22 protein-coding genes are annotated in these 26,499 nt (G+C 60.7%); 14 read left to right on the top strand and 8 right to left on the bottom strand.

Annotation, left to right across the window (positions count from 1 at the left end; translation table 11 throughout):
• Positions 1-5: 5 nt before the first annotated feature.
• Together C6Y56_RS04935 and C6Y56_RS04930 are read right to left on the bottom strand one after the other, a co-directional pair.
• Entirely contained in the window at positions 6-1,187 is a 1,182-nt protein-coding gene (locus C6Y56_RS04935; RefSeq protein WP_169428968.1) for an amino acid ABC transporter permease, read from the bottom strand.
• Positions 1,188-1,252: 65 nt separating this feature from the next.
• Positions 1,253-2,284, bottom strand: a complete 1,032-nt coding sequence (locus C6Y56_RS04930; protein ID WP_085729714.1) for an amino acid ABC transporter substrate-binding protein — start codon at positions 2,282-2,284, stop codon at positions 1,253-1,255.
• 467 nt (positions 2,285-2,751) lie between these two features.
• Between C6Y56_RS04930 and C6Y56_RS04925 the strand changes: the two genes are divergently transcribed.
• The 5 genes from C6Y56_RS04925 to C6Y56_RS04905 all read left to right on the top strand — a co-directional run bounded on the left by C6Y56_RS04925 (position 2,752) and on the right by C6Y56_RS04905 (position 7,943).
• Positions 2,752-3,408 carry an alpha/beta hydrolase gene (locus C6Y56_RS04925; protein WP_169428967.1) on the top strand — a complete coding sequence of 219 codons (657 nt, stop codon included), beginning with the start codon at positions 2,752-2,754 and terminating at the stop codon, positions 3,406-3,408.
• Between the two features lie 110 nt (positions 3,409-3,518).
• Positions 3,519-4,997, top strand: coding sequence for an ATP-dependent RNA helicase RhlB (gene rhlB, locus C6Y56_RS04920; protein ID WP_169428966.1), 1,479 nt, complete (start codon positions 3,519-3,521; stop codon positions 4,995-4,997).
• A gap of 124 nt (positions 4,998-5,121) precedes the next feature.
• Positions 5,122-6,066: an ornithine cyclodeaminase family protein gene (locus tag C6Y56_RS04915; protein ID WP_169428965.1), complete on the top strand. Its 945-nt coding sequence runs from the start codon at positions 5,122-5,124 to the stop codon at positions 6,064-6,066.
• Positions 6,067-6,080: 14 nt separating this feature from the next.
• Positions 6,081-7,208 (top strand): NAD(P)/FAD-dependent oxidoreductase, encoded by a 1,128-nt coding sequence (locus C6Y56_RS04910; protein ID WP_169428964.1) that lies wholly within the window; start codon positions 6,081-6,083, stop codon positions 7,206-7,208.
• Positions 7,209-7,301: 93 nt separating this feature from the next.
• The gene (locus C6Y56_RS04905; protein WP_169428963.1) at positions 7,302-7,943 is read left to right on the top strand and encodes a helix-turn-helix transcriptional regulator; all 642 of its coding nucleotides are present in this window, start codon (positions 7,302-7,304) and stop codon (positions 7,941-7,943) included.
• Positions 7,944-7,980: 37 nt separating this feature from the next.
• Here the strand turns inward: C6Y56_RS04905 and C6Y56_RS04900 are convergent, their stop codons facing one another.
• The 6 genes from C6Y56_RS04900 to C6Y56_RS04875 form a co-directional block, all read right to left on the bottom strand.
• Positions 7,981-8,757: an ABC transporter substrate-binding protein gene (locus tag C6Y56_RS04900; protein ID WP_169428962.1), complete on the bottom strand. Its 777-nt coding sequence runs from the start codon at positions 8,755-8,757 to the stop codon at positions 7,981-7,983.
• A 279-nt stretch (positions 8,758-9,036) separates the two neighbouring features.
• The gene (moaE, locus tag C6Y56_RS04895; RefSeq protein WP_169428961.1) at positions 9,037-9,489 is read right to left on the bottom strand and encodes a molybdopterin synthase catalytic subunit MoaE; all 453 of its coding nucleotides are present in this window, start codon (positions 9,487-9,489) and stop codon (positions 9,037-9,039) included.
• 3 nt (positions 9,490-9,492) lie between these two features.
• On the bottom strand, positions 9,493-9,735 hold the full coding sequence (gene moaD / locus C6Y56_RS04890; RefSeq protein ID WP_114881486.1) for a molybdopterin converting factor subunit 1: 243 nt from the start codon (positions 9,733-9,735) through the stop codon (positions 9,493-9,495).
• Positions 9,732-10,205: a cyclic pyranopterin monophosphate synthase MoaC gene (gene moaC / locus C6Y56_RS04885; RefSeq protein WP_007957321.1), complete on the bottom strand. Its 474-nt coding sequence runs from the start codon at positions 10,203-10,205 to the stop codon at positions 9,732-9,734. The genes moaD and moaC overlap by 4 nt, the downstream gene beginning before the upstream one ends.
• A 102-nt stretch (positions 10,206-10,307) precedes the next feature.
• Positions 10,308-11,702 (bottom strand): PhoH family protein, encoded by a 1,395-nt coding sequence (locus tag C6Y56_RS04880; RefSeq protein ID WP_085729706.1) that lies wholly within the window; start codon positions 11,700-11,702, stop codon positions 10,308-10,310.
• 349 nt (positions 11,703-12,051) lie between these two features.
• Positions 12,052-13,128 (bottom strand): polysaccharide deacetylase family protein, encoded by a 1,077-nt coding sequence (locus tag C6Y56_RS04875; RefSeq protein WP_169432596.1) that lies wholly within the window; start codon positions 13,126-13,128, stop codon positions 12,052-12,054.
• A gap of 186 nt (positions 13,129-13,314) precedes the next feature.
• Between C6Y56_RS04875 and yaaA the strand changes: the two genes are divergently transcribed.
• The 9 genes from yaaA (at position 13,315) to C6Y56_RS04830 (ending at position 26,199) form a co-directional block, all read left to right on the top strand.
• Positions 13,315-14,094 (top strand): peroxide stress protein YaaA, encoded by a 780-nt coding sequence (gene yaaA, locus C6Y56_RS04870; protein ID WP_169428960.1) that lies wholly within the window; start codon positions 13,315-13,317, stop codon positions 14,092-14,094.
• 811 nt (positions 14,095-14,905) lie between these two features.
• Positions 14,906-16,222 carry a nucleotide sugar dehydrogenase gene (locus tag C6Y56_RS04865; RefSeq protein WP_169428959.1) on the top strand — a complete coding sequence of 439 codons (1,317 nt, stop codon included), beginning with the start codon at positions 14,906-14,908 and terminating at the stop codon, positions 16,220-16,222.
• Positions 16,223-16,305: 83 nt separating this feature from the next.
• Positions 16,306-17,787, top strand: a complete 1,482-nt coding sequence (gene alg8, locus C6Y56_RS04860; RefSeq protein WP_169428958.1) for a mannuronan synthase — start codon at positions 16,306-16,308, stop codon at positions 17,785-17,787.
• Positions 17,788-17,822: 35 nt separating this feature from the next.
• Positions 17,823-18,992, top strand: a complete 1,170-nt coding sequence (locus tag C6Y56_RS04855) for an alginate biosynthesis protein Alg44 (RefSeq protein ID WP_169428957.1) — start codon at positions 17,823-17,825, stop codon at positions 18,990-18,992.
• A 15-nt stretch (positions 18,993-19,007) separates the two neighbouring features.
• Entirely contained in the window at positions 19,008-20,513 is a 1,506-nt protein-coding gene (gene algK, locus C6Y56_RS04850) for an alginate biosynthesis TPR repeat lipoprotein AlgK (RefSeq protein ID WP_169428956.1), read from the top strand.
• Entirely contained in the window at positions 20,510-21,991 is a 1,482-nt protein-coding gene (locus tag C6Y56_RS04845; RefSeq protein ID WP_169428955.1) for an alginate export family protein, read from the top strand. The genes algK and C6Y56_RS04845 overlap by 4 nt, the downstream gene beginning before the upstream one ends.
• A 26-nt stretch (positions 21,992-22,017) precedes the next feature.
• Positions 22,018-23,604 carry a mannuronan 5-epimerase AlgG gene (gene algG, locus C6Y56_RS04840; RefSeq protein ID WP_169428954.1) on the top strand — a complete coding sequence of 529 codons (1,587 nt, stop codon included), beginning with the start codon at positions 22,018-22,020 and terminating at the stop codon, positions 23,602-23,604.
• A 10-nt stretch (positions 23,605-23,614) separates the two neighbouring features.
• Entirely contained in the window at positions 23,615-25,066 is a 1,452-nt protein-coding gene (locus C6Y56_RS04835; protein WP_169428953.1) for an alginate O-acetyltransferase, read from the top strand.
• Positions 25,067-25,074: 8 nt separating this feature from the next.
• Positions 25,075-26,199, top strand: a complete 1,125-nt coding sequence (locus C6Y56_RS04830; RefSeq protein ID WP_169428952.1) for a mannuronate-specific alginate lyase — start codon at positions 25,075-25,077, stop codon at positions 26,197-26,199.
• Positions 26,200-26,499 lie beyond the last annotated feature (300 nt).

Below are 26,499 nucleotides of genomic sequence, written 5' to 3'. Positions count from 1 at the left end.
ATTCCTTACCGCTCGATCAGCGCAATGCGCTTGTTGTACCAGTTCATCAGCAGGGAAATGCTGATACTGATCGCCAGGTACACGCTCATGGTGATGGCAATGACTTCGATCGCCTGACCGGTCTGGTTCAGCACGGTGCCGGCGAACAGCGAAACCATTTCCGGATAACCGATACCGGCCGCCAGCGAGGAGTTCTTCGCCAGGTTCAGGTATTGGCTGGTCAGCGGTGGAATGATCACGCGCAGCGCTTGCGGAATGATCACCTTGCGCAGGGTCGGACCGTTGCGCAGACCGAGCGAACGGGCCGCTTCGGTCTGGCCGTGGCTGACCGACTTGATCCCCGAACGCACGATTTCGGCGATGAACGCCGCGGTGTACACGGTCAGGGCCAGGGTCAGGGCCAGCAGCTCCGGAATCAGCACCCAGCCGCCGACGAAGTTGAAGCCTTGCAGCTTCGGCATTTCCCAATGCAGCGGCGCGCCGAAGATCAGCGCACATAGCGCCGGGATCACCAGGAATATCGCCAGGCCGACCCAGAACTTGTGGAACGGCTCGCCGGTTTCCTCAAAGCGCTTGTTGGCCCAGCGGCTCATCAGCACGATGGCAACGATCGCCACCACAATGCTGACCACGAATGCCCAGAAGCCGTCGGCCATTTGCGCGGCCGGCATGTTCAGGCCACGGCTGCTGACGAAGAAGGTGTCGCCGAAGTTGTGGCTGTTGCGCGGCCCCGGCATGGTCAGGAACACCGCGAAATACCAGAACAGGATTTGCAGCAGCGGCGGAATGTTGCGGAAGACTTCCACATACACGGTCGCCAGTTTGCTGATGATCCAGTTCGGCGACAGCCGCGCCACACCGATGATGAAGCCCAGCAGGGTCGCCAGGATCACGCCGATGAAAGTCACCAGCAAGGTGTTGAGCAGACCGATCACGAACACGCGGGCATAGCTGTCCGCTTCGGTGTAGGAGATCAGGTGTTGAGCGATGCCGAACCCGGCACTGCGCTCCAGAAAGCTGAACCCGGACGTGATGCCCCGGTGCTGCAGGTTGGTCTGGGTGTTGTCGAACAGATACCAGCCCATGGCGACCACCGCCACGACGGTGATGATCTGAAATAGCCACGCACGCACACGCGGATCGCTGAGGCTGAACCTCTGCTTTGGTGCGCCGATTGAATTTTGCATGAAGTGCCCCGCAAGAAATGGAACAGAACATCACCCGGCGGTTGGCCCGCCGGGTGATAGAACCATTAGCGCACTGGTGGTGCGTACTGAATGCCGCCGTTGTTCCACAGCGCGTTCAGGCCACGGTCGATTTCCAGCGGAGTGCTCTTGCCGAGGTTTTTCTCGAAGATTTCGCCGTAGTTACCCACCTGGGAAACGATTTTCACGACCCAGTCCTTCGGCAGTTTCAGGTCCTTGCCGTACTCGCCGTCGGCACCCAGCAGACGGGCAACGTCCGGGTTCTTGGTGGACTTGGCTTCTTCGAGTACGTTTTTCGAAGTGATGCCGGCTTCTTCAGCGTTGAGCAGCGCGTAGCCGACCCAGCGCACGATGGCCAGCCACTCGTCGTCGCCGTTACGCACGACCGGGCCCAGAGGTTCCTTGGAAATGGTTTCCGGCAGAACCACGTAATCCTTCGGCGAAGCCAGCTTGCTGCGCTGGGCGAACAGCTGGGACTTGTCGGAGGTCAGCACGTCGCAACGACCGGATTCCAGCGACTTGGCGCTTTCATCGGAAGTATCGAAAGTGATCGGGGTGTACTTCAGGCCGTTGGCGCGGAAGTAGTCGGAGACGTTCAGCTCGGTGGTGGTACCGGCTTGAATGCAGATGGTCGCGCCATCCAGTTCTTTGGCACTTTTCACGCCCAGCTTGTTGTTGGCCAGGAAGCCCACGCCGTCGTAGTAAGTGATGAAGCCAGGGAATTTCAGGCCCATGCCCGCGTCACGGGAGCTGGTCATGGTGGTGTTGCGCGACAGAATGTCGATCTCGCCGGACTGCAGCGCGGTGAAGCGCTCCTTGGCGTTCAACTGACTGAACTTGACCTTGGTCGCATCGCCGAACACGGCAGCGGCCACGGCACGGCAGACGTCGGCGTCGATGCCGAGAATCTTGCCGGTCGAATCCGGTACGGAGAAGCCTGGCAGACCGTCGCTCACGCCACACTGCACGAAACCTTTCTTCTGTACCGCATCCAGGGTTGCACCCGCCTGAGCGAACCCGCTGACACCCAGTACTGCAGCAGCAGTCACGATCGCCAGCGTGGATTTCAACATCTTCATTCAAACCTCCAGTTTTGCTCTTGTTGTGTCGGAGCTTGAGTCCAGTCGCACCCTTTTGAGGCGTTGTCGACCCGTGTTGGCTTTTTTTGGGGTCAACCGACGCAGGACCTTCGCTATGAGTCTAGTAGGAGACAATCCACATCATGGACAACTCACTTCTCACCAGTCGGCCGAACGGGCGGTAGCCCTTTCACATTCGCTAAGCCCGTTGCGGCCATTGGCGAACATCCATCACCGGATTCTTTGCTATCCCGTCGCCGGGCGTTCACTGATAGTGTTACCGCCAGGCGCGAGATCGATTGCACGACTTCCTCATAGCAAAGCCCGTACCACACCGCTCGCTGAAGCGATTGAGCGACAGGTCAATAGCAAAACTTGCAGCCTTGCGACATCTTCTTAACGGATCAACCGGGCGCGCACCCCAATCACGCACTTAATGAGAGCGCCCGCACATTTTTGGAGCAGCCATGACCGAGCCCTTGATTCTTCAGCCTGTAAAGGCAGCCGACGCCTGCGTGATCTGGCTGCACGGCCTCGGCGCCGACCGCTATGACTTTCTGCCGGTAGCCGAGGCCTTGCAGGAAAGCCTGCTGAGCACGCGCTTCGTTTTGCCCCAGGCACCGACCCGCCCGGTGACCATAAATGGCGGATATGCCATGCCGAGCTGGTACGACATCAAGGCCATGAGCCCGGCCCGGGCCATCGACCGCGATGAGCTGGAAGCGTCCGCCGATCACGTCATCGAATTGATCGAACAGCAGCGCGCCAGCGGAATAGACGCTTCGCGGATTTTCCTGGCCGGTTTTTCCCAGGGCGGCGCCGTGGTCTACCACACTGCATTTCTGAAATGGCAGGGGCCGTTGGGGGGCGTGCTGGCGTTGTCGACCTACGCGCCGACATTCAGCGACGAACTGGAGTTGTCCGCCAGCCAGCAGCGGATTCCGGTGCTATCGCTGCACGGCCAGTTCGACAACGTGGTGCAAAACTCCATGGGCCGTACGGCGTATGAGTATCTGAAAGCCCATGGTGTCACCGTGACATGGCAGGAATACCCAATGGAGCACGAAGTGTTACCCGAAGAAATTCGCGACATCGGCGTGTGGCTGAGCGAACGCCTGCGCTGATCGTTCGCAGCTCGATTTTCCGGTGGTCGGGCCCCTTTGATCATCCCACTACGCCGCGCCCGTTTCTTGCATTACACTGGCCGGCGTACATTCCTTAACCAATTGATGAGATGACCGTGCTCAAAGCACTCAAGAAGATGTTCGGAAAAAGCGAGGCTGAGCAGCTCGCGCCAACTCCCAGTGCGCCGTCGCACGCCCCCGGCCATCGCAGCGATGCCAGACCGGCGGACCGCCAGGCTCCCGTAGCCACACCGAAACGCGAACCGGCACCCGCTGCTGTTTCAGCTCCCGCTCCAGAAAGCACCCGCAGCGAAACACCAAAACCGGCCAGACCACGCCGCGAGCCGAAGCCCAAGGCGCCGGTCATTCCCTGGAAACTCGAAGATTTCGTCGTCGAGCCCCAGGAAGGCAAGACCCGTTTCCACGATTTCAAGCTCGCCCCGGAACTGATGCACGCCATCCACGACCTGGGTTTCCCGTATTGCACGCCGATCCAGGCCCAGGTGCTGGGTTATACCCTCGCCGGCAAAGACGCCATCGGCCGCGCCCAGACCGGCACCGGCAAGACCGCCGCGTTCCTGATCTCGATCATCACCCAGCTGTTGCAGACCCCGCCGCCGAAAGAGCGCTACATGGGCGAGCCACGGGCGCTGATCATCGCGCCGACCCGTGAGCTGGTGGTGCAGATCGCCAAGGACGCCGCCGACCTGACCAAGTACACCGGCCTCAACGTCATGACGTTCGTCGGCGGGATGGACTTCGACAAGCAGCTCAAGCACCTCGAAGCGCGCCATTGCGACATCCTCGTCGCCACCCCGGGCCGTCTGCTCGACTTCAACCAGCGCGGCGACGTGCATCTGGACATGGTCGAAGTGATGGTGCTCGACGAAGCCGACCGCATGCTCGACATGGGCTTCATCCCGCAGGTACGGCAGATCATTCGCCAGACCCCGCCGAAGAGCGAACGCCAGACCCTGCTGTTCTCCGCGACCTTCACCGATGACGTGATGAACCTCGCCAAACAGTGGACCACCGACCCTGCCATCGTCGAAATCGAGGTCACCAACGTGGCCAACGAAAACGTCGAACAGCACATTTATGCGGTGGCCAGTGCCGACAAGTACAAACTGCTCTTCAACCTGGTCAACGACAACGGCTGGGAGCGGGTCATCGTGTTCGCCAACCGCAAGGACGAAGTGCGCCGCATCGAAGAACGTCTGGTGCGCGACGGCATCAATGCCGCGCAACTGTCCGGCGACGTGCCGCAGCACAAGCGGATCAAGACGCTGGAAGGCTTCCGCGAAGGCAAGATCCGGGTACTGGTCGCCACCGACGTGGCCGGTCGCGGCATCCACATCGACGGCATCAGCCACGTGATCAACTTCACCCTGCCGGAAGTCCCGGACGACTACGTGCACCGCATCGGCCGTACCGGTCGCGCCGGCGCTGATGGCGTATCGATCAGCTTCGCCGGTGAAGACGACTCCTATCAGTTGCCGTCCATCGAAGAAAAACTCGGTCGCAAGATCAGCTGTGAAACGCCGCCGACCCATCTGTTGCGGGCGGTTGAGCGCAAGCGTCCACAGTAAGCGACGCTATAAAGAGAAGCGCAGCCGGCAACGGACTGCGCTTTTTTTTCGCCCGGATATTGTTCAACAAAACTAAAAGTCCATAATGGACAAATTAGTTTAGAAACAACCTCCGGAGTCCGACATGTCCAGTACGCCTTACGTGATTGACCAAACCCAGGCTCGCGAGCTGTTGGCCCGGATCGATGTGCCGCAGATCCTGCGCAAGCTGTTCCGCGATCTGGCGGCCGGGCATGCGGTGCAACCGGCGCAGCAACTGGTGGAATTTCCCCAGGGCGCCGGGGACTTCATCAACTATCTCGGCGTGCTGGCGGAAGATGGCGTGTACGGGGTCAAGACTTCGCCGTATATCGTTCGCGAACAAGGCCCGCTGGTGACGGCATGGACGCTGCTGATGTCGATGCAGACCGGTCAGCCGCTGCTGCTCTGCGATGCCGGCGAGCTGACCACCGCCCGCACCGCGGCAACCACAGCTGTCGCCGTCGATGCCCTGGCCCCGTTGAACGCAAAACGCCTGGCGATCATCGGCAGCGGCAAGGTCGCCCAGGCGCACCTGCATTACGTCAAGACATTGCGCGACTGGCAGAGCATCCGCGTGTACTCGCCCACCCTGAGCGAAGACCCGAAAACCGCCAGCCTGCTGCAAGCCCTCGATCCACGGGTGAGCATCGCCGACAGCCGCGAAGCCGCCATCGCCGAAGCCGACGTCATCATGCTCTGCACCTCCTCCGCAGGACCTGTGATCGACCCGGCAACCTTGAGCAAACCGGCGCTGATCACCTCGATCAGCACCAACGCACCACGCGCTCACGAAGTGCCGCCGCAAAGCCTCAACGACATGCAGGTGTTCTGCGACTATCGTCTGACCACGCCGGGTTCGGCAGGTGAAATGCTGATCGCCAGCGAACGGCATGGCTGGGACAGCAGCGCGATCATCGGTGACCTGGCGGATCTGCTCAGCGAAAAAGTGCAGCGTCCCGATTACAACCGTCACGTATTTTTCCGCTCCATCGGTCTGGGCCTGGAAGACATAGCCCTGGCCAACGCCGTCTATCAATTGCAGCGCTGACACCGGAGATTTTCATGAGTCATGCAGATTTCATCATCATCGGCGGCGGGATTGCCGGCGCGTCCACCGGTTTCTGGCTGTCGCAGCACGGCACGGTCGTGGTGCTGGAACGCGAATCGCACCCGGCCTATCACTCCACCGGGCGCTCGGCTGCGCTGTTCACCGCGGCTTACGGCACGCCGCAGGTTCGGGCGCTGACCCAGGCCAGTCGGGCGTTTTTCGATCACCCGCCCAGCGGCTTCTGTGAACACCCGCTGCTGACTCCACGCGGCGAAATGACCGTGGACTTCACCGGCGATGCCGCCGAGCTGAACAATCAATACCTCAGCGCCAAGGCCACGGTGCCGCAGATGCAACTGCTCAGCGCGGAAGAAGCCTGCGCCCGGCTGCCGATCCTGCGTCGGGAAAAGGTCCACGGTGCGATCTATGACCCCACCGCCAGCGACATCGACACCGACGCCCTGCACCAAGGCTATCTGCGCGGTATCCGTCGCAACAACGGGCAAGTCCTGACCGACTGCGAGGTGCTCGGGCTGAACCGTGATGCCGACAGCATCTGGCAAGTGCAAACCAACGGCCAGACCTTCAGCGCTCCCGTCGTGATCAACGCAGCAGGCGCCTGGGCCGACAAAATCGGTGCCCTCGCGGGTGCCCGGCCGCTGGGCCTGCAACCGAAACGCCGCGCCGCGTTCATCTTCGCCGGCCCCGAAGGCGTGGACATTCATCACTGGCCGATGCTGGTCAGCCTCGACGAATCGTTCTACATGAAGCCTGACGCCGGGATGTTCCTCGGCTCGCCGGCCAACGCCGATCCGGTCGAACCACATGACGTGCAACCCGAAGAACTCGACATCGCCATGGGCATCTACCAGATCGAAGAAGCGACGACCCTGACCATCCGCCGCCCGACCCGCACTTGGGCCGGCCTGCGCAGTTTCGTCGCCGATGGCGATTTGTTGTCCGGATTCGATCCGCAGGTGCCGGGGCTGTTCTGGGTCGCGGCCCAGGGTGGCTACGGTATTCAGACCTCACCGGCCATGGGCATGGCCAGCGCGGCGCTGGTACGCGGTGAATCGTTGCCGGAGCACCTCAAGCAGTTCGGCCTGGACGCCGCCATGCTCGCCCCTGCCCGCCTGGCCTGAGCCCTTGCCCGGATGACGCGCCCAACGGATTGCGGCACACTCGCAACGCCCCCGGATCACGGGGGCGTTGACGTTGCCTGGAGCTCCACAGTTATGACCGCCCCCGAATTATCTTCCGAGCTGAATGACGCCGCGCTGGATAACTACCACGCCATCGCCGACGCCATCGCCACCCTGTTCTTTCCCCACGCCGAAGTGGTGCTGCATGACCTGCGCACACAGAAGGTCGACTACATCGCCAACAACCTGTCGAAGCGGGTGATCGGCGATGAATCGTCGCTGGAAGACATGCTCAGCGACGACGTCAGCGAACGAAACATCGGCCCGTACGAAAAGCTCAACTGGGACGGCCAGAAGATTCGCAGTCTGAGTACCGTGCTGCGCGACAGTGAAGGGCGTCCGCTGGCGGTGCTTTGCATCAACCTGAATATTTCGCTGTTCGAGAACGCCAAGGCTGCACTGGACCTCTTCCTCTCGCCGAGCAAGCTGATCCCGCAACCGGACTCGCTGTTTCGCGATGACTGGCAGGAGCGGATCAACACTTTCCTGCACGCCTGGCTGCGCGAGCGGCAACTGAGCCTGAATCTGCTGACCCGCGACCACAAACGTGAACTGGTGCTGGCGCTGCACGCCGAGGGGGCGTTCAAGGGCAAGAGTGCCTCGAACTATGTGGCCAATGTGCTGAACATGGGGCGGGCGACGGTGTACAAGCATTTGAAGGAATTGAAGGGCTGAAACCGTGCAGCCTGCGAAGGCTGCACGGTTTTCAACATCAGTCGCCGTAGATGTCCGACTTGAAGTACTTCTCGGAAATCTTCTGGTATTCGCCACTGGCACGAATGCCGTCGATGGCGGTATTCAACTGGCTGACCAGTTCGGTGTTGCCCTTGCGCACCGCGATCCCGGCGCCCTCGCCCACGTACTTCGGATCCTTCAGCTCAGGCCCGACAAAGGCGTAACCCTTGCCACGCGGCATCGACAGGAAGTCGTTCAGCGGGATGGTGTCGGCGAAGATCGCGTCGAGACGCCCGGCCGCCAGGTCCATGTAGATTTCTTCGTTGTTGCCATAGCGTTTGACGTTGATGCCCTTGGGCTCGAACACCTCGGTGGCGTAACGGTCGGTGGTGGTCGCACGCTGCACGCCGACGGTCTTGCCCTTGAGGCTGGCGTACTGGTCATCGACGCTCGCGCCTTCCTTCATCACCAGCCGCGATGAGGTGAAATAGTACTTGTGGGTGAAGTCCACGGACTTCTTGCGATCCTCGTTGATGGTCATGGACGACAGCGCCATGTCGATTTTCTTCACTTTCAGGGAAGGAATCAGACCGTCGAACTCGCCCTCGACCCACACGCACTTGACCTGCATCTGCGCGCACAGGGCATTGCCGATGTCGTAGTCGAAACCGACGATTTCACCCTTGTCGGTTTTCGAAGCGAAGGGTGGATAGGCCGCTTCGATACCGATGCGCAGGGTTTTCTCGGCTGCAAACACGCTGCTGCACGCCAACAGGCTCAGCGCCAGACCGGTGATGAGGGGGAGTTTCTTCATGTTCGTTCTCTCGCGGGTTGTTGTTGGTTTGGCAAGACAGAAGAAAAAGCTGAAACAGGGAAAAGACCTTTTGTACTTTTAAATCCATACTGGACTTTTACGTACAAACCGTCAATTGGGCAAAAGAGATTGCTTCCTGCTGTTGGTCAGGTGGGCAATCCATAGCATTTTCGGTGTTGCGGATGGCGCCTTCGCGAGCAAGCCCGCTCCCACATTGGAATGCATTTCCCTGTGGGAGCGGGCTTGCTCGCGAAGCGGGCCGGGAGTACAGCGCGAAATCTACTGCTTCCAGCGATCCGCCGCCGCATGATCGCTGTCACGCCCTTCAACCCAGCGCGGGCCGTCGCTGGTGTTCTCTTTCTTCCAGAACGGCGCGCGGGTCTTCAGGTAATCCATGACAAAGGCGCAGGCGTCGAATGCCGCCTGACGGTGGGCACTGGCGGCGCCGACGAACACGATCGGTTCGCCCGGCTCCAGCGCGCCGATGCGGTGTAACACTTCCAGCTTCAACAACGGCCAGCGCTGCTCGGCCTCCATGGCGATCTTGCCGAGGGCCTTTTCGGTCATGCCCGGATAGTGCTCAAGGAACATCCCGGCGACATCGAGGCCATCGTTGAAGTCGCGTACGTAACCGACAAAGCTCACCACCGCGCCGACGCCGACATTGGCCGCGTGCATCGCGTTGACTTCAGCGCCGGGATCGAACGCCGTGGACTGCACCCGAATCGCCATGGTTCAGCCTCCGGTCACAGTGGGGAAAAACGCCACTTCATCGCCATCGACCACCGGTTCGTCGAGCTGGCAAAGGTCTTCGTTGCGCGCGCACATCAGGTTCTGTTCGCTCAGCACCTCGGCGCCGTCACGCTTGGCGAGCAAGGCGCGTACGTCTTCCACCGTCGCAAAATCGCCCTCGACCTTCACCGAATCCACACCCAGGGCCTCGCGGTAACGGGCAAAAAACTTCACGGTCAGGTTCATGGCTGCTCCGCCTGGAAGTGCCCGCTCTTGCCGCCGACTTTCTCCAGCAGGCGCACGCTTTCGATGGTCATGCCGCGATCCACGGCCTTGCACATGTCGTAGATCGTCAGCGCGGCGACACTGGCGGCAGTCAGCGCTTCCATCTCGACACCGGTCTGCCCGGACAGCTTGCAACGGGCCACGATGCGCACCGCGTCGTCGCCTTCCGCACTGAGTTCAACCTTGACGCCAGTGAGCATCAGCGGATGGCACAGGGGAATCAGGTCACTGGTTTTCTTCGCCGCCTGAATGCCGGCGATGCGCGCCACGGCGAACACGTCGCCCTTGGGATGGCCGCCGCTGACGATCATCTGCAGGGTGTCGGGCAGCATGCGCACCAGGGCTTGGGCCGTCGCCTCGCGGAACGTCACGGCTTTTTCGGTGACGTCGACCATGTTGGCGCGACCTTGGGAATCGAGATGAGTCAGCACGGGATTACTCCTGATCAGGAGCGTCGATTGTAAACCTGGGGGTCAGAATTGCGCACATAAAAAACCGGGCGACGTCGCCGTCGCCCGGTTCCATTTGGCGGGTTACAGATGGGATTCGGCGTATTCGGCCAGAATCGAACGCGGCACCCCTTGCAGGGTGATGTGCACACCGTTGGGGAAATCCTTGAAACGTTCGGTCAGGTAGGTCAGCCCGGAACTGGTCGCGGACAGGTATGGGGTGTCGATCTGTGCCAGGTTGCCCAGGCACACCACTTTGGAACCGGCGCCGGCCCGGGTAATGATGGTTTTCATCTGGTGCGGCGTGAGGTTCTGGCATTCGTCGATCAGGATCAGGCTCTGCTGGAAGCTGCGACCGCGAATGTAGTTGAGCGATTTGAACTGCAACGGCACTTTGCTGAGGATGTAGTCGACGCTGCCATGGGTGTTTTCGTCATCCATGTGCAAGGCTTCGAGGTTGTCGGTAATGGCGCCCAGCCAGGGCTCCATTTTTTCCGCTTCGGTGCCGGGCAGGAAGCCGATTTCCTGGTCCAGGCCCTGTACGCTGCGGGTGGCGATGATACGGCGATAACGCTTGCTGACCATGGTCTGCTCGATCGCAGCCGCCAGCGCCAGGATGGTCTTGCCGGAACCGGCGGCGCCGGACAGGTTGACCAGGTGAATGTCCGGGTCGAGCAAGGCGTACAGCGCCAGGCTCTGATAGATGTCACGCGGCTTGAGGCCCCAGGCTTCCTGATGCAACAGCGGTTCCTGGTGCAGATCCAGAATCAGCAGGCGGTCTTCTTCGATCTCCTTGATCCAGCCGACGAAGCCTTGCTCATCGATGATGAACTCGTTGATGTGCACGGCCGGCAGGTTGTCGATCAACTGCACCTGGTGCCAGGTGCGGCCATGGTCCTGACGGGTTTCGACCTTGCTCACGCGGTCCCAGAAGGAGCCGGTCATGTTGTGATAACCGTTGGGCAGCAGGGACACGTCATCGACCAGTTGGTCGGTGCTGTAGTCCTCGGCGTCGATCCCGCAGGCGCGCGCCTTGAGACGCATATTGATGTCTTTGGTGACCAGCACCACCGGTTTTTTCGGATCGCGGGTGTGCAGATCGATCAACTGATTGATGATTTTGTTGTCGTTCAGGTGCTCGGGCAGAATCAGGTTCGATTCGGCCTGTTTGCTCATCAGAATTGACAGCAAGCCCTTCGGCCCGCTCTTGCCGCGCTGGATCGGTACCCCTTGCTCGACGTCTTCGGGCGAGGCATCGCCCAACGTCTTGTCGATCAGCCGGATCGCCTGACGGCATTCGGCGGCCACGCTGTGATGCCCGCTCTTGAGCTTGTCCAGCTCTTCAAGCACGGTCATCGGAATCGCGACGTGGTGTTCTTCGAAATTCAGCAGGGCATTCGGATCGTGAATCAGTACGTTGGTATCGAGTACATAAAGGATTGGCTGGTTGGAAGAAGGGCTACGTCCGTGATCATCCATACTCGGTCACCTTTGTGGGAGCCATTCGACGCAATACCTGGGCGGTGCTGCGCCTCGAAGTGACTGCCGAATCCACCTGCACAACTTTTGTCGGAATAGCAGGTGAACTGCACACAAAATGGGTCTTGGAAGACGCCACCTGTGTTGCAGGTTTCGGCGGTCTGACTTCGTAATACTCCAAAACCCGTGACAGAAAAAAGCACTTTGACGCTTTTTTGAAGTTTATTTTGCAAAGTGACGAAAAGCCCTTGGCGGACCGCCCTGCCCCCGTTAGAGTCGGAAGTCCGCCTGCATCGAATTTTGCAAAAAATTCACCCCAAGCCCAATGTTTCCGGGCTCTTGCCGTTTGTCAGCGAAAAGCGTCCTGACAGTCTTCCCAGCCGATGCCGCTTTGCGCGGTCTGCGTGATCAGCCACGGCAACGCGGTCTTCACCGCATCCTGCTTCATGTTGAAATTGATCACCCCGTGCCGCCACAGCAGCATCAGGGTCAGCACCCGCTGCGCGCTCGGATTGCCCTTGAGCTTGCCGGCACCGTCCTGTGCATCGATGTCCCAGAGCGCCACTTGCAGGCCCTGATTGTGAAAGAAACTGCCCGCATCGCTGCGACGCTGGCCTTCTGGCGGTCGGAACAGCGGCACGTAGTTCTCCGGCAACTTGCTCTTGACCAGATCGGCACTGCGCCGCACCGAGTCCTGCCAGTCCTGCCAGTGGCTGTGGGAGCGGAATTCCCAGCCTTGCACGCCGACGCACTGCCTGGAAAACGCCACTTGCAGACTGCTCACCGAACGCTCGTTCAACCGCGCCTGAATGTCTTTGCCCAACATGAAGAACGTTCCACTCATGTTCGATTTGCGCAGGTATTCGGCGAGCCATTCAGTGTTGTCCGGCATCAGGTTGGCGGCACTGTCGAAGCTCAACAGGAACAACCGGTCATGCATCTCGTCGCCATTACGCTCGTAGTCACCAAAATGATCGACTTCGCTGGTGGTCTGCGGTGACAGCGCCGCCTTGCGCAGCAGTTCATCCAGGTACTGCTGATGGAAGATCCGGCTCGGCTCGGCCCACTTGGTGTAATAGCTTTCATCGCTGACCACAAACTTGGCCGCCTGCTCGCGCAGGGTCGGCAGATCTTCGACGAGGAAGCAGAAGGAAGCGTCCTGATCGCAGCTCTGCTGGGCGTAGTTGTAGCTGGTCAGCAAACGCTGCCACAGACGCTCGCGCAGGCTGTTGATTGCGTCCAGGTTAACCGTGCGCAGCCCCAGACGCTGGGCCAGCGCGGCCTCATCCAGCGCTTCGCTGCCCAGCAGGCCCCGGGCGAACATCAGGACTTCCGCCCGAGAGGCGACGTCGAACAGGGTCGGGTTGTCGAGTTTCTCCGGCCAGGTGCTGCGATCCAGCGTGGCGATATCGCCCGGTGCCGCCATGGCCCCGACGCTCAACAGCCACGCGGTGAAAAAAAGAACAATGCGCAAAGGGTGTCTCCATAACAAAACCCGCGCGGCACTATAGCCGATCCGGCTCGTAAACCGCCGATCACCTATGGACGCGATAGCTGGAGTCATGCGCCCCAACCCCCTAGAATCGCCCCCACGATTAAAGGAGACGACTTCATGCTGATGGTGATTTCCCCCGCCAAGACCCTCGATTATGAAACACCGCCGGCGACCCAGCGCTTCACCCAGCCGCAATACCTTGACCATTCCCAGGAGCTGATCCAGCAGTTGCGCGAACTGAGCCCGGCGCAGATCAGCGAACTGATGCACGTCTCCGACAAGATCGGCGGCCTGAACGCCGCGCGTTTCGGCAGCTGGACACCGGCGTTCACGCCGGAAAACGCCAAGCAGGCGCTTCTGGCCTTCAAGGGCGACGTCTACACCGGGCTCGACGCCCAGAGCTTCAGCGAAGCCGATTTCGACTACGCGCAACAGCACCTGCGCATGCTCTCCGGCCTTTACGGCCTGCTGCGCCCGCTCGATCTGATGCAGCCGTATCGCCTGGAAATGGGCACCAGACTGGCCAACGCCCGGGGCAAGGACTTGTACGCCTTCTGGGGCACACGCATCAGCGAATGGCTGAACGAAGCGCTGGCCGATCAGGGCGACGACGTGCTGTTGAACCTGGCGTCCAACGAGTACTTCTCGGCGGTCAAGCGCACGGCCCTGAACGCGCGGATCATCAACACCGAGTTCAAGGACCTGAAGAACGGCCAGTACAAGATCATCAGCTTCTACGCCAAGAAAGCCCGAGGCCTGATGAGCCGTTTCGTGATCCAGGAACGCATCAACGATCCGGCGGCCCTCAAACAGTTCGATGTGCAGGGTTATCGCTACAGCGCCGAACAGTCCAAACCGGACAATCTGGTGTTCCTGCGCGACTACGCACCGGAATAAAGCATGCACTTCTGCACGACTCTTTATAGAGAGAGTCGTGCACCTCGCACGACGTCAAAAAAACCTCCCTCCTTTTCGCCGACTTATTGGCGCCATAAAAACAGCACCCTCATTTCTATCTTTTCTTTCACTCGACAGATGTCATTTTTTTCAGTAGTGGCACCTGATTTTTTTCAGAGTAGTGGCACAAAACCATCTAACGCGATTATCTGCCTATTAATAAAGGGCGAAATGGAAAGTGCTATCAATATGAGAGCAGTGCCATCTTTCTCAATATTTCAAGAAATTTCAGAATTCGCGATGGGCGGACTGGAACTATGTCCAAATGCATAGCTCATACCACCGGTAACGATTATCGCCGAGCTTGTACGAGATAACTTACTCAGAGACTGAAACCATGTAACCAAGTTGTCACAGCAACTTGCCTGCATGGATAACAACTCTGGACAACTATCGAAGGACAGGAGATACGCACCATCAATATCCCCTACAAGGCCAAGGCCGCGCCCTTATAAACGTGCTCGCCTGAGCACCCAACCGCCCGATCTACAGGCCTGCGCCTGGCATCGGGCGCGCAAAACGAGATTGCACAAGAGTCCTCTTGCCAGAGGATCAGCTGCATAACGGGGCACGTCACAACAACAAGGCCTGGTTGCGCACATCTTGAGTGCACTTATTTAGACACTCGAAACTTAGTATGCCTGCACACGGCATTGTGACGCCTGCAAGTCACACTTTCGAGTGCACTAAAACCGCTGAACACCATTAACTCCGGCCCTCTAACGGCCTGATATATACAGAGGTAATTGCGATGCGCATCAGCATATTTGGTTTGGGTTACGTCGGCGCAGTGTGTGCCGGTTGCCTGTCTGCACGGGGCCATGACGTGGTTGGCGTCGATGTTGCCAAAGACAAGATCGACATGATCAACGCTGGCAAATCCCCCATTGTCGAACCGGGCCTGGGCGAGTTGCTGGCGCAAGGGATCGAGACCGGTCGTCTGCGCGGCACGACCAACTTCGCCGAAGCGATTCGTGACACCGACCTGTCGATGATCTGCGTCGGCACGCCGAGCAAGAAGAACGGCGACCTGGAGCTGAACTACATCGAAGCGGTGTGCCGCGAGATCGGTTTTGTCCTGCGTGAAAAATCCACCCGCCACACCATCGTGGTGCGCAGCACCGTGCTGCCGGGCACCGTGGCAAACGTTGTCATCCCGATCCTCGAAGACTGCTCCGGCAAGAAGGCCGGCGTCGATTTCGGCGTGGCGGTCAACCCTGAGTTCCTGCGTGAGTCCACCGCGATCGCCGACTACGACCTGCCACCGATGACCGTCATCGGCGAGTTCGACAAGGCCTCGGGTGACGTTCTGCAATCGCTGTACGAAGAACTCGACGCACCGATCATCCGCAAGGACATCGCCGTCGCCGAGATGATCAAGTACACCTGCAACGTCTGGCACGCGACCAAAGTGACCTTCGCCAACGAGATCGGCAACATCGCCAAAGCGGTGGGCGTCGATGGCCGTGAAGTGATGGACGTGGTCTGCCAGGACAAGACCCTCAACCTGTCCCAGTACTACATGCGTCCGGGCTTCGCTTTCGGCGGTTCGTGCCTGCCCAAAGACGTGCGCGCCCTGACCTACCGCGCCGGCTCCCTGGACGTCGAAGCGCCGCTGCTCAACTCGCTGATGCGCAGCAACGAATCGCAAGTGCAGAACGCCTTCGACATCGTTGAAAGCCATGACAAACGCAAAGTCGCCCTGCTGGGCCTGAGCTTCAAGGCCGGCACCGACGACCTGCGCGAAAGCCCGCTGGTGGAATTGGCCGAGATGCTGATCGGCAAGGGTTACGACCTGAGCATCTACGACAGCAACGTCCAGTACGCCCGTGTCCACGGCGCGAACAAGGATTACATCGAGTCGAAGATCCCCCACGTGTCGTCCCTGCTCAATGCGGACTTCGATTCGGTGATCGACAACTCCGACGTGATCATCCTCGGCAACCGCGACGAGAAGTTCCGCGCCCTGGCCGAAGAAGCGCCGCACGGCAAGCAGGTGATCGACCTGGTGGGCTTCATGTCCAAGGCCACCAGTGCCGGTAGCCGCACCGAAGGGATCTGCTGGTAACGCAGCAGCAAGCCTCGAGCTTCAGGCCGCACGCCGTGAATCGGCGGGCGGCTTGAAGCCCCCATCACCTTCGGATGACGGTCATGTCCAAGCTCACACATTTTTTTCTGCAATCCGCCGGCTGGCTTTTGTTTCTGAGCCTGCTGATGGGCCTGGCCCTGATGCTGCCCGTGTCCACATTCGACTCCGAGTCGAAGGACTTCATTTTCCTGATTGGCGCCGTGGGTATCTGGCGCTACTCGATGGGTGCCACGCACTTTGTGCGCGGCATGATTTTTCTCTACATCGTCTACCCGCACCTGCGCCGCAAGGTTCGCAAGCTGGGTAAGGCGGCGGACCCGTCCCATGTGTTTCTGATGGTCACCAGTTTTCGCATCGACGCGTTGACCACCGCGCAGGTCTACAGCTCGGTGATCCGCGAAGCCATCGACTGCGAACTGCCGACCACCGTGGTCTGCTCCATCGTCGAAATGTCCGACGAGCTGCTGGTCAAGGCGCTGTGGGCACGGATGAATCCACCGGACCGGGTCAAACTCGACTTCGTGCGCATTCCCGGCACCGGCAAACGCGATGGCCTGGCTTATGGCTTCCGTGCGATCTCCCGTCACCTGCCGGACGACCGCGCCGTGGTTGCCGTTATCGACGGCGACACCGTGCTCGGCGAAGGCGTGGTACGCAAGACCGTGCCGTGGTTCCAGATGTTCGGCAACGTCGGCGGCCTGACCACCAACGAATTCTGCGAAGTGCGCGGCGGCTACATCATGAGCGAGTGGCACAAGCTGCGTTTCGCCCAGCGCCACATCAACATGTGCTCGATGGCCCTGTCCAAGCGCGTGCTGACCATGACCGGCCGGATGTCGGTGTTCCGTGCTTCCGTGGTCACCAACCCGGACTTCATCGCCGACGTCGAAAGCGACTCGCTGCAACACTGGCGCCTGGGTCGTTTCAAGTTCCTGACCGGCGACGACAAGTCGAGCTGGTTCAGCCTGATGCGCCTGGGCTACGACACCTTCTACGTGCCGGACGCCGCGATCAACACCGTTGAACACCCACCGGAAAAGAGCTTCATCAAGGCCAGTCGCAAACTGATGTTCCGCTGGTACGGCAACAACCTGCGGCAGAACTCCCGGGCGCTGGGCCTGGGTGTGAAACGCCTCGGCGCCTTTACCTCGGTGGTGCTGTTCGACCAGCGCGTATCGATGTGGACCTCGCTGCTCGGCCTGACCGTAGCGATCATCGCCAGCTTCAAGTACGGCGGCGCGTTCATCCTCGCGTACCTGCTGTGGATCGGCATCACCCGCCTGATTCTGACGCTGCTGCTGTCGTGCTCCGGCCACCGTATCGGCCCGGCCTACCCGGTGATTCTCTATTACAACCAGATCGTCGGCGCGCTGGTGAAGATCTACGTGTTCTTCCGCCTCGACCAACAATCCTGGACTCGCCAGCCCACTTCCCTGACCCGTGATCTCGCCAGCTTTCAACGTTGGTTCAACACCTGGTCGTCTCGGACCATGACCTTCTCCGCCGGCAGCATTTTCGTCGCCGTGCTGCTGATGATGGTCTGACCTGCCCCTCTTGAATTAACAAGGAAATCGCCCCCATGAATACCGCCGTCAACGTCAACGTAGTGCATGAATCCGAAGCCCAGCGTCAGCACGCCCGAGTGAAAATCCCGGCCAAACTGCGATTCTTCGGCCCTGACCGCACACCGGTCGAAGCGCGGGTCATCGACCTGTCCGCCGGTGGTCTGGCGTTCAACGCCGGGCAACTGCCACTGACCGTCGGCCAGGTGTACAAGGCGCGCCTGCAATTCGTCATCGACAACCTCGGCATCGCCATGGATGTTGAACTGCAAGTGCGTTCCTACGACCGCCAGACCGGCCGCGCCGGCTGCCAGTTCCAGAACCTCGAACCGCAGGACATTTCCACCCTGCGCCACCTGATCACTTCGCACCTGGCCGGCGACATCGTCACCATCGGCGAAGTGCTGGCAACCCTGCAGCGCGACAACTTCACCAAGGCGCGCAAGGCCAAGGACGGCGGCCACGGCATGACCCCGTTCGGGCGTCTGAAAGCCGTGACCTTCAGTGCCGGTATCTTCGCGATCGGCCTCGTGGCGGCGGGTTTCGTTTTCAAATCGGTGTACAGCATGTACTTCGTCAGCCACGCGCAGGCCGGCCTGGTCAGCGTGCCGGGGATGAACATCACCATGCCTCGCGACGGCACCGTGCAGAGCCTGGTGAAGTCCGACGGCGTCGCCGCCAAGGGCGCACCGCTGGCGACTTTCAGCACCAGCATGCTCGACGTGCTCAAGGGCCATCTGGATGAAGACCAGTTGCAACCGGCCAAGGTTGAAGAACTGTTCGGCAAGCAAATGACCGGCACCCTCACCTCGCCGTGCGATTGCACCGTGGCTCAGCAACTGGTGGCTGACGGTCAATACGCGAGCAAGGGCGATGTGATCTTCACCCTGGTACCGCGCAACACCCAGGCCACCGTCGATGCACGCTTCTCCTATCGCCAGTTCGCCGACGTGCGCCCGGGTACACCCGTGAGCTTCCAGATCGCCGGCGAAGACAAGACCCGCACCGGCAAGATCATCGGCAGCACCAGCCTGAAAAGCGCTGACCTGTCCTCCGATATCCGCGTGCAGATCCAGCCGGACGAGCCGCTGGACAGCACCTTTGCCGGCCGTCCGGTGGAAGTGAACAGCGACCGTGGCCCGAACCTGAACTGGCTGATCGACAAAGCCATGGCTGCCGGTCTTTAAGTCGAGGACATGCCTGTGACTACTCCTACTCTTTTGAACACGCCGCAGCCCTTGTGGGAGCGGGCTTGCTCGCGAATGCGGTTCAACATTCAGAATCAGTGTGGGCTGACACACCGCCTTCGCGAGCAAGCCCGCTCCCACATGGGTCCTCTGTGTGCAGTTGCATTAGCAGTGTCTCTGGCCGGTTGCGCCGGCCTGCCCGACCAGCGTCTGGCCAACGAAGCGCTCAAGCGCGGTGACACCGCGACCGCCGCGCAGAACTACCGTGCACTGGCCGACCTGGGTTACAGCGAAGCCCAGGTCGGCCTCGCCGACATCCAGGTCGACAGCCGCGACCCGGAACAGATGAAACAGGCCGAAGCCACCTACCGCGCCGCCGCCAGTGTTTCGCCGCGCGCCCAGGCCCGACTCGGTCGCTTGCTGGTGGCCAAGCCCGGCTCCACCGAGGCGGAGCATCACGAGGCCGAAACCCTGCTGAAGAAAGCCGCCGCCAGTGGCGAAGGCAACACGCTGATCCCGCTCGCGATGCTGTACCTGCAATACCCGCACAGTTTCCCGAACATCAACGCCCAGCAGCAGATCGACCAGTGGCGCAAGTCGGGCTATCCGGAAGCGGGCCTGGCGCAGGTGCTGCTGTATCGCACCCAGGGCACTTACGACCAACATCTGGATGACGTGGAAAAGATCTGCAAGGCCGCGCTCCACACCACCGACATCTGCTACGTCGAACTGGCCACGGTCTATCAGAAACGCGCCCAGCCAGACCAGCAAGCCGAACTGATCAAGCAAATGCAGGCCGCTTACAGCCGTGGCAGCGTCACGGCCCAGCGTGTGGACTCCGTTGCCCGTGTGCTCGCCGATTCGACCCTCGGCAAGACCGACGAAAAGACTGCACAGGCGCTGCTCGAGCCGATCGCTCCGGGCTACCCGGCATCGTGGGTGACGCTGGCGCAATTGCTCTACGACTTCCCGGAACTGGGCGACGTCGATCAGATGATGAAGTACCTGGACAACGGCCGCGCCGCCGACCAGCCCCGTGCCGAACTGTTGCTGGGCAAGCTCTACTACGAAGGCAAACTGGTACCGGCCGACGCGAAAGTCGCCGAGGAACATTTCCAGAAAGCCGTTGGCCGCGAAGTCGCCGCCGACTACTACCTGGGCCAGATCTACCGCCGTGGCTACCTGGGCAAGGTCTATCCGCAGAAGGCCCTCGACCACCTGCTGACTGCTGCGCGCAACGGCCAGAACAGCGCCGACTTCGCCATCGCCCAGCTGTTCTCCCAGGGCAAGGGCACCAAACCCGATCCGCTCAACGCCTATGTGTTCAGCCAATTGGCCAAGGCGCAGAACACTCCGCAAGCCGATGAGCTGGCGACCACCCTCGCGGCGCAATTGCCCCCCGAGCGCCTGGCCGAAGCCCAGCGCCTGTTGCAACAGGAACAGGCCAGCCGTGGCGCCCTGAACCCGAACGCAATGCAACTGCACGCCCTGCAAGAAGAAGACGGCGAGGAAAAATTATGAAGTTGAATCCATTCGTGAAGGCCGGCATTGGCCTTTCGTTCGCGCTGATCTGGTCTTGCCCGACACTGGCCGCGATGACCGAAACCAAGAACTTCGGCCTCGAAGTGAAGATCACCGGCCAGTCCGAAGACGACCGCGACCTCGGCACCGCCCCGGGTGGCGACGTCAACGGTGTGGGCCTGGATCTGCGCCCCTGGGTCTACGGCGAAAGCGGCGCCTGGAGCGCCTACGCCATGGGGCAGGCCGTGACCTCGACCGACATCATCGAGACCGACACCCTGCAACAGTCCGACGGCGCCGAAACCACCGACAACGGCGACCGCAAGACCAAGAAAAACTACCTGGCGATGCGCGAGTTCTGGGTCGGCTACAGCGGCCTGACGCCCTACCCCGGCGAGATCCTCAAGTTCGGTCGCCAGCGCCTGCGCAACGACGACGGCCAGTGGCGCGACACCAATATCGAAGCGCTGAACTGGACCTTCGACACCACCCTGCTGCGTGCCAATGCCGGTGTCGCCGAGCGCTTCAGCGAATACCGCACCGATCTGAAAGAGCTGGCACCGAAAGACAAGGATCGCCTGCACGCCTACGCCGATGCGGCGTATCAGTGGACACCGGGCAACTGGGTCGGCATACGCGGCCACCACACCCACGATGACGGCAAACTCGATTACGCCGAACCGGGCGTGCCCCGCGACACCCTCGACAAAACCCAGAACGGCGACATCAGCTGGCTCGGTCTGACCGCCGACAGCGACGCCTACAACTGGCGCAACACCAACACCGTCAACTACTGGGGCAGCATCACCGGCATGAGCGGTGACCGCGACACGGTCAACCCGCTGAACGCCGACGGTACCCGCCCGGCACAGGCCAAGCGCAGCGAAGACATCAACGGCTGGGCCACCGACATCGGCGTGCGCCTGCGCCTCGATCCGCAGTGGCAGGTCGGTGCGGCCTATGCCCGCGCCAGTGCCGATTACCAACAGAACGGCCTGGAAAGCAACCGCTCGAACTACACCGGCACCCGCTCGCGGGTGCACCGTTTCGGCGAGGCTTTCCGTGGCGAAATGAACAACATGCAGACCGCCACCCTGTTCGGTTCCTGGATGCTCAACGACCAGTACGACGCCAGCCTGATCTACCACAAGTTCTGGCGCGTGGACGGCAACAAACCGGTGGGCAGCAACGGCATCAACGCCGTGGAAAACAACACCGACGACGTGACCGGCGCGATCCTTTCCAGCACCTCCCTGCCACTGCAGGACGGCAACAAGGATCTGGGCCAGGAAATGGATCTGGTGGTCACCAAGTACTTCAAGCAGGGCCTGCTGCCGGCGGCGCTGAGCCAGTCGATCGACGAGCCTTCGGCGCTGGTGCGTTTGCGTGGCGGTGTGTTCAAGCCGGGTGATGCCTATGGCAGCCAGGTCGATTCGTACATGCACCGCGCGTTCATCGACGTGATCTGGCGCTTCTGATGCAAACCGCGAAGGGAGTGCCCGACATGAACAACCCAAGGAAAGGCTCGCTCAGCCTGTTGGCCGGCGCCCTGTTGCTGGCCTCGACTGGCGCCTTCGCCACGGTCGAACCGGCGGCCCCTCAGCCAGGCAAGCCGGTCACCATCGCCAAGGAACTGCAACAGGCCAAGACCTACACCGTCAGCAGCGCCCCGACCGAGGCGCTGGAACTGGCCAAGCCGAAACTGCCCGACCTCTCCGGCTTCACCGCCGAGGCCGCTGCCGCGAAAATCGTGCGCAGCAAACCGGGCAAGATCAGCGTGCGCCGGATGATGCAGGAAGACGCCCTGAAGGACTTCATCGGCGGCGACAACAAGATGGCCGAATGGGTGGTGCGTCAGCACGGCATCCCGCAGGCGATCTTCGTCGACGACGGCTACATGAACCTGAAGGACCTGGCGCAGAAACTGCCCAAGCAGTACTTCAGTGAAACCTCGCCGGGCGTGTATCTGGCGAAATTGCCCATCGTGGTGGGCCGCAAAGGCATTCTCGACATCGACGGCCAGACCCAGGAACTGCGCCTGTCGCAAGAGGCCGGTTCGTTTCTGGTCAACGACGGTCAGTTGTTTGTGCGTGACACCAAAGTCACTGGCTGGCGCGAGAAGGACAACGGCCCGGCGACCTTCCGTTCGCCGAAGGAATTCCGCCCGTTTCTGCTGGCCTGGGGCGGCACCGAGACTTACATCGTCAACAGCAAGATGGCCAGCTTCGGCTACGCCAACAGTAAGTCGTACGGGGTGAGTATTTCCCAGTACACGCCGAACATGGCCAAGGTGCTCAAGCGTCCCGAGCCGACCGGCTGGATCGTCGGTTCCGAGTTCTCGGACATGTGGTACGGCTTCTACTGCTACGAGACCCGCGACTTTGTGGTCAAGGGCAACACCTACAAGGACAACATCGTCTACGGCATCGACCCCCACGACCGTTCCCACGGCCTGATCATTGCCGAGAACACCGTCCATGGGACGAAGAAGAAGCACGGGATCATCATTTCCCGTGAGGTGAACGACAGCTTCATCTTCAACAACAAGAGTTTCGACAACCACCTCTCGGGACTGGTGATCGACCGTAACAGCGTGAACAACATCGTCGCCTACAACGAGATCTACAAGAACCACACCGACGGCATCACGCTTTACGAGTCCGCCGACAACCTGCTGTGGGGCAACAAGGTCATCAGCAACAAGCGCCACGGCATCCGCATTCGTAACAGCGTGAACATCCGCCTTTACGAAAACATCGCCATGGCCAACGGCCTGACCGGTGTCTACGGCCACATCAAGGACCTGACCGATACCGACCGCGACATCAAGCTCGACCCGTTCGACGCCCAGGTTTCGCTGATCGTGGTCGGCGGAGAACTGGCGGCCAACGGCAGCGGCCCGATGGCCATCGACTCGCCGCTGAGCGTCGAGTTGTACCGCGTGTCGATGCTGGCGCCGACCAAATCCAGCGGCATCAGCTTCAACGGCGTCCTGGGTGACCGTCAGGATGAAATTCTCGACCTGCTGGTGCGCCAGCAGAAAGCCGTGCTGATCGACCCTGTCGAACGCCAGACCGAAATGCGGGACTGAGGATAATTTTATGCACCCACACCTGATCAAATTACTCAGCCTGTCGGCCCTGACCGTAGGCATTCTGGCGGCCAGCAACGGCGTGCGCGCGGATGAAGTCCAGCCGCCGAAGTTCACGGCCGAACCCTGCTGCAGCCTGTGCCCCGCCGCCCATGACGCGAAGAACTACACCACGCGCTATCAGCAGAACTTCACCACACTGGTGCAGGCCCAGGGCGATTGGTTGTTCCGGACCCAGGAAGACCTGCGCACCGAGTTCAACACCACCCCGGCCGGCTACAAACGCCTGCAACAGCTGCACGATGCGTTCAAGGCCAAAGGCGTCGAACTGGTGATCGTCTACCAGCCGACCCGTGGCCTGGTGAACCGCAACAAGCTCAATCCGGCAGAAAAAGCCGCGTTCGATTACGAGAAGGCGCTGGGCAACTACAAGACCATGCTCGGCCGTTTCGCCCAAATGGGTTACGTGGTGCCGGACCTGTCGCCGCTGACCAACGAATCGCTGCCGGACACCCTGCCCGCACACGATTTCTACTTCCGCGGTGACCAGCACTGGACGCCGTACGGTGCGCAGCGCACGGCAAAAATCGTCGCCGAGAAGGTCAAGCAGATCCCGGCCTTCGCCGACATTCCCAAGCGTGAGTTCGAGACCAAACGCTCCGGGCGCATGGGCAAGACCGGCACCCTGCACAACATGGCCGGGCAACTGTGCGGCACCAGTTACGCGATCCAGTACATGGATCAGTTCACCACCGAGCCGAAAGGTGAAGCCGGTGACGGCGATCTGTTCGGCGATTCCGGCAACCCGCAGATCACCCTCGTAGGGACCTCCCACAGCGGCAAGAACTACAACTTCGCAGGCTTCCTCGAAGAAGCCATCGGCGCCGACATCCTCAACGTTGCCTTCCCCGGCGGCGGTCTGGAAGGTTCGATGCTGCAGTACCTGGGCAGCGACGAATTCCAGAAGACGCCGCCGAAAATCCTTATCTGGGAATTCTCGCCGCTGTATCGCCTCGACCAGGAAACCATCTACCGCCAGATGATGGCGCTGCTGGATAACGGTTGCGAAGGCAAGGAAACCCAAATGTCCGCCAGCACCACGCTCAAGCCCGGCGGCAAACAGGAACTGCTGGTCAACAGCAAGAACCTGAACCTGCAGAACAGCGGCCATCAGGTCGACATCCGCTTCGCCGACACCTCGGTGAAAAAACTGCAAGCCACCCTCTGGTACATGAACGGTCGCCACGAGGACATCAAGATCGAGAAACCGGAAACCTCCGACACCGACGGTCGTTTCGCCTTTGAGTTGCGCACGGACGAAGACTGGGCCTCGCAGAACCTGCTGGCCGTCGAAGTCCAGGGCCCGGATGCGGGCACCGCGCCACAGAAAGTCGAAGCGAAAATCTGCAAACGCAACGTATTCCCGGGTGCTGGGCAACAAACCGCTCAGGTCGGGCAATGAGGTCTGCCATGCGAAACCGAACGATCAAACACCTGCTTGCGCCTTCCCTGCTGACACTGGCGATGTTCGCCGGGGCCACTCAGGCCGCCGCGCCATTGCGTCCGCCTCAGGGCTACTTCGCCGCTGTGGATAAATTCAAGACCGGCGACAAGAGCGAAGGCTGCGACGCGATGCCGGCGCCCTACACCGGCCCGCTGCAATTTCGCAGCAAATACGAAGGCTCGGACAAGGCTCGCGCGACGCTGAACGTGCAATCGGAAAAAGCCTTCCGCGACACCACCAAAGACATCACCACGCTGGAGCGCGGCACCGCCAAACGGGTGATGCAGTTCATGCGCGACGGTCGTCCGGAACAGCTCGATTGCACGCTCAACTGGTTGACGGCGTGGGCCAAGGCCGACGCGTTGATGTCCAAGGACTTCAACCACACCGGCAAGTCGATGCGCAAATGGGCGCTGGGCAGCATGGCCTCTTCGTACATTCGCCTGAAGTTTTCGGACTCGCATCCACTGGCGCAGCACCAGCAGGAAGCGCAGGTGATCGAAGCCTGGTTCAGCAAAATGGCCGATCAGGTGGTCAGCGACTGGGACAACCTGCCGCTGGAAAAAACCAACAACCATTCGTACTGGGCGGCGTGGTCAGTGATGGCGACGTCCATCGCCACCAACCGCCGCGACCTGTTCGATTGGGCGGTCAAGGAATACAAGGTCGGCGTCAACCAGATCGATGCCGACGGTTACCTGCCCAACGAACTCAAGCGCCAGCAACGCGCCCTCGCCTACCACAACTACGCCCTGCCGCCGCTGGCGATGATCGCCAGTTTTGCCCAGGTCAACGGTGTCGATCTGCGTCAGGAAAACAACGGCGCGCTGAAGCGTCTGGGTGACCGGGTGCTGGCCGGGGTGAAAGACCCGGATCAGTTCGAGAAGAAGAACGGCAAAGAGCAGGACATGACCGATCTGAAAGAGGACATGAAATTCGCCTGGCTCGAACCGTTCTGCACCCTCTACACCTGTTCGCCGGATGTGCTGGAGAAGAAGCACGGGATGCAGCCGTTCAAGACCTTCCGACTGGGTGGCGACCTGACCAAGGTCTACGACCCGTCCCATGAAAAGGGCAACAAGGGATCGTGAAAAGCGAAAGGCAAAAGCCCCTCACCCTAGCCCTCCCGAAACGTCGGACCGCCCGGAGGGAGAGGGGACTGACCGAGGTGCTTTTGAGAGATCCGCCGACCTGAGCTACCGAGTGGTTCTCAGGTTTTGAAAGCGATCGAAACAAGGGGCCATTGGCTGCAATAGGAAAGACCGAGCCGATCTCAATTTTGGCAACAACTGAGATCAGGCTCCCTCTCCCTCCGGGAGAGGGCGGGGTGAGGGCTGCGGTCGCAAGGCCACCCACACCCTCGAAGAAACACCGTTTCACCCCTCCAACAC

It is taken from the genome of Pseudomonas fluorescens (assembly GCF_012974785.1).
Lineage (GTDB): Bacteria > Pseudomonadota > Gammaproteobacteria > Pseudomonadales > Pseudomonadaceae > Aquipseudomonas > Aquipseudomonas fluorescens_BT.
Note: the sequence above shows the minus strand (reverse complement) of the source record. Positions and strands in the feature narration are given on the sequence as shown.

Excerpts from the sequence above, each read along its gene's own strand:
- algG (WP_169428954.1), top strand. The coding sequence starts at position 22,018 with ATGAACAACCCAAGGAAAGGCTCGCTCAGCCTGTTGGCCGGCGCCCTG.
- C6Y56_RS04935 (WP_169428968.1), bottom strand. The coding sequence starts at position 1,187 with ATGCAAAATTCAATCGGCGCACCAAAGCAGAGGTTCAGCCTCAGCGAT.
- C6Y56_RS04915 (WP_169428965.1), top strand. The coding sequence starts at position 5,122 with ATGTCCAGTACGCCTTACGTGATTGACCAAACCCAGGCTCGCGAGCTG.
- C6Y56_RS04900 (WP_169428962.1), bottom strand. The coding sequence starts at position 8,757 with ATGAAGAAACTCCCCCTCATCACCGGTCTGGCGCTGAGCCTGTTGGCG.
- C6Y56_RS04855 (WP_169428957.1), top strand. The coding sequence starts at position 17,823 with ATGAATACCGCCGTCAACGTCAACGTAGTGCATGAATCCGAAGCCCAG.
- yaaA (WP_169428960.1), top strand. The coding sequence starts at position 13,315 with ATGCTGATGGTGATTTCCCCCGCCAAGACCCTCGATTATGAAACACCG.
- C6Y56_RS04925 (WP_169428967.1), top strand. The coding sequence starts at position 2,752 with ATGACCGAGCCCTTGATTCTTCAGCCTGTAAAGGCAGCCGACGCCTGC.
- rhlB (WP_169428966.1), top strand. The coding sequence starts at position 3,519 with ATGACCGTGCTCAAAGCACTCAAGAAGATGTTCGGAAAAAGCGAGGCT.
- C6Y56_RS04910 (WP_169428964.1), top strand. The coding sequence starts at position 6,081 with ATGAGTCATGCAGATTTCATCATCATCGGCGGCGGGATTGCCGGCGCG.
- C6Y56_RS04845 (WP_169428955.1), top strand. The coding sequence starts at position 20,510 with ATGAAGTTGAATCCATTCGTGAAGGCCGGCATTGGCCTTTCGTTCGCG.
- C6Y56_RS04905 (WP_169428963.1), top strand. The coding sequence starts at position 7,302 with ATGACCGCCCCCGAATTATCTTCCGAGCTGAATGACGCCGCGCTGGAT.
- moaD (WP_114881486.1), bottom strand. The coding sequence starts at position 9,735 with ATGAACCTGACCGTGAAGTTTTTTGCCCGTTACCGCGAGGCCCTGGGT.
- C6Y56_RS04835 (WP_169428953.1), top strand. The coding sequence starts at position 23,615 with ATGCACCCACACCTGATCAAATTACTCAGCCTGTCGGCCCTGACCGTA.
- C6Y56_RS04830 (WP_169428952.1), top strand. The coding sequence starts at position 25,075 with ATGCGAAACCGAACGATCAAACACCTGCTTGCGCCTTCCCTGCTGACA.
- alg8 (WP_169428958.1), top strand. The coding sequence starts at position 16,306 with ATGTCCAAGCTCACACATTTTTTTCTGCAATCCGCCGGCTGGCTTTTG.
- C6Y56_RS04865 (WP_169428959.1), top strand. The coding sequence starts at position 14,906 with ATGCGCATCAGCATATTTGGTTTGGGTTACGTCGGCGCAGTGTGTGCC.
- C6Y56_RS04880 (WP_085729706.1), bottom strand. The coding sequence starts at position 11,702 with ATGGATGATCACGGACGTAGCCCTTCTTCCAACCAGCCAATCCTTTAT.
- C6Y56_RS04875 (WP_169432596.1), bottom strand. The coding sequence starts at position 13,128 with ATGGCGGCACCGGGCGATATCGCCACGCTGGATCGCAGCACCTGGCCG.
- moaE (WP_169428961.1), bottom strand. The coding sequence starts at position 9,489 with ATGGCGATTCGGGTGCAGTCCACGGCGTTCGATCCCGGCGCTGAAGTC.
- C6Y56_RS04930 (WP_085729714.1), bottom strand. The coding sequence starts at position 2,284 with ATGAAGATGTTGAAATCCACGCTGGCGATCGTGACTGCTGCTGCAGTA.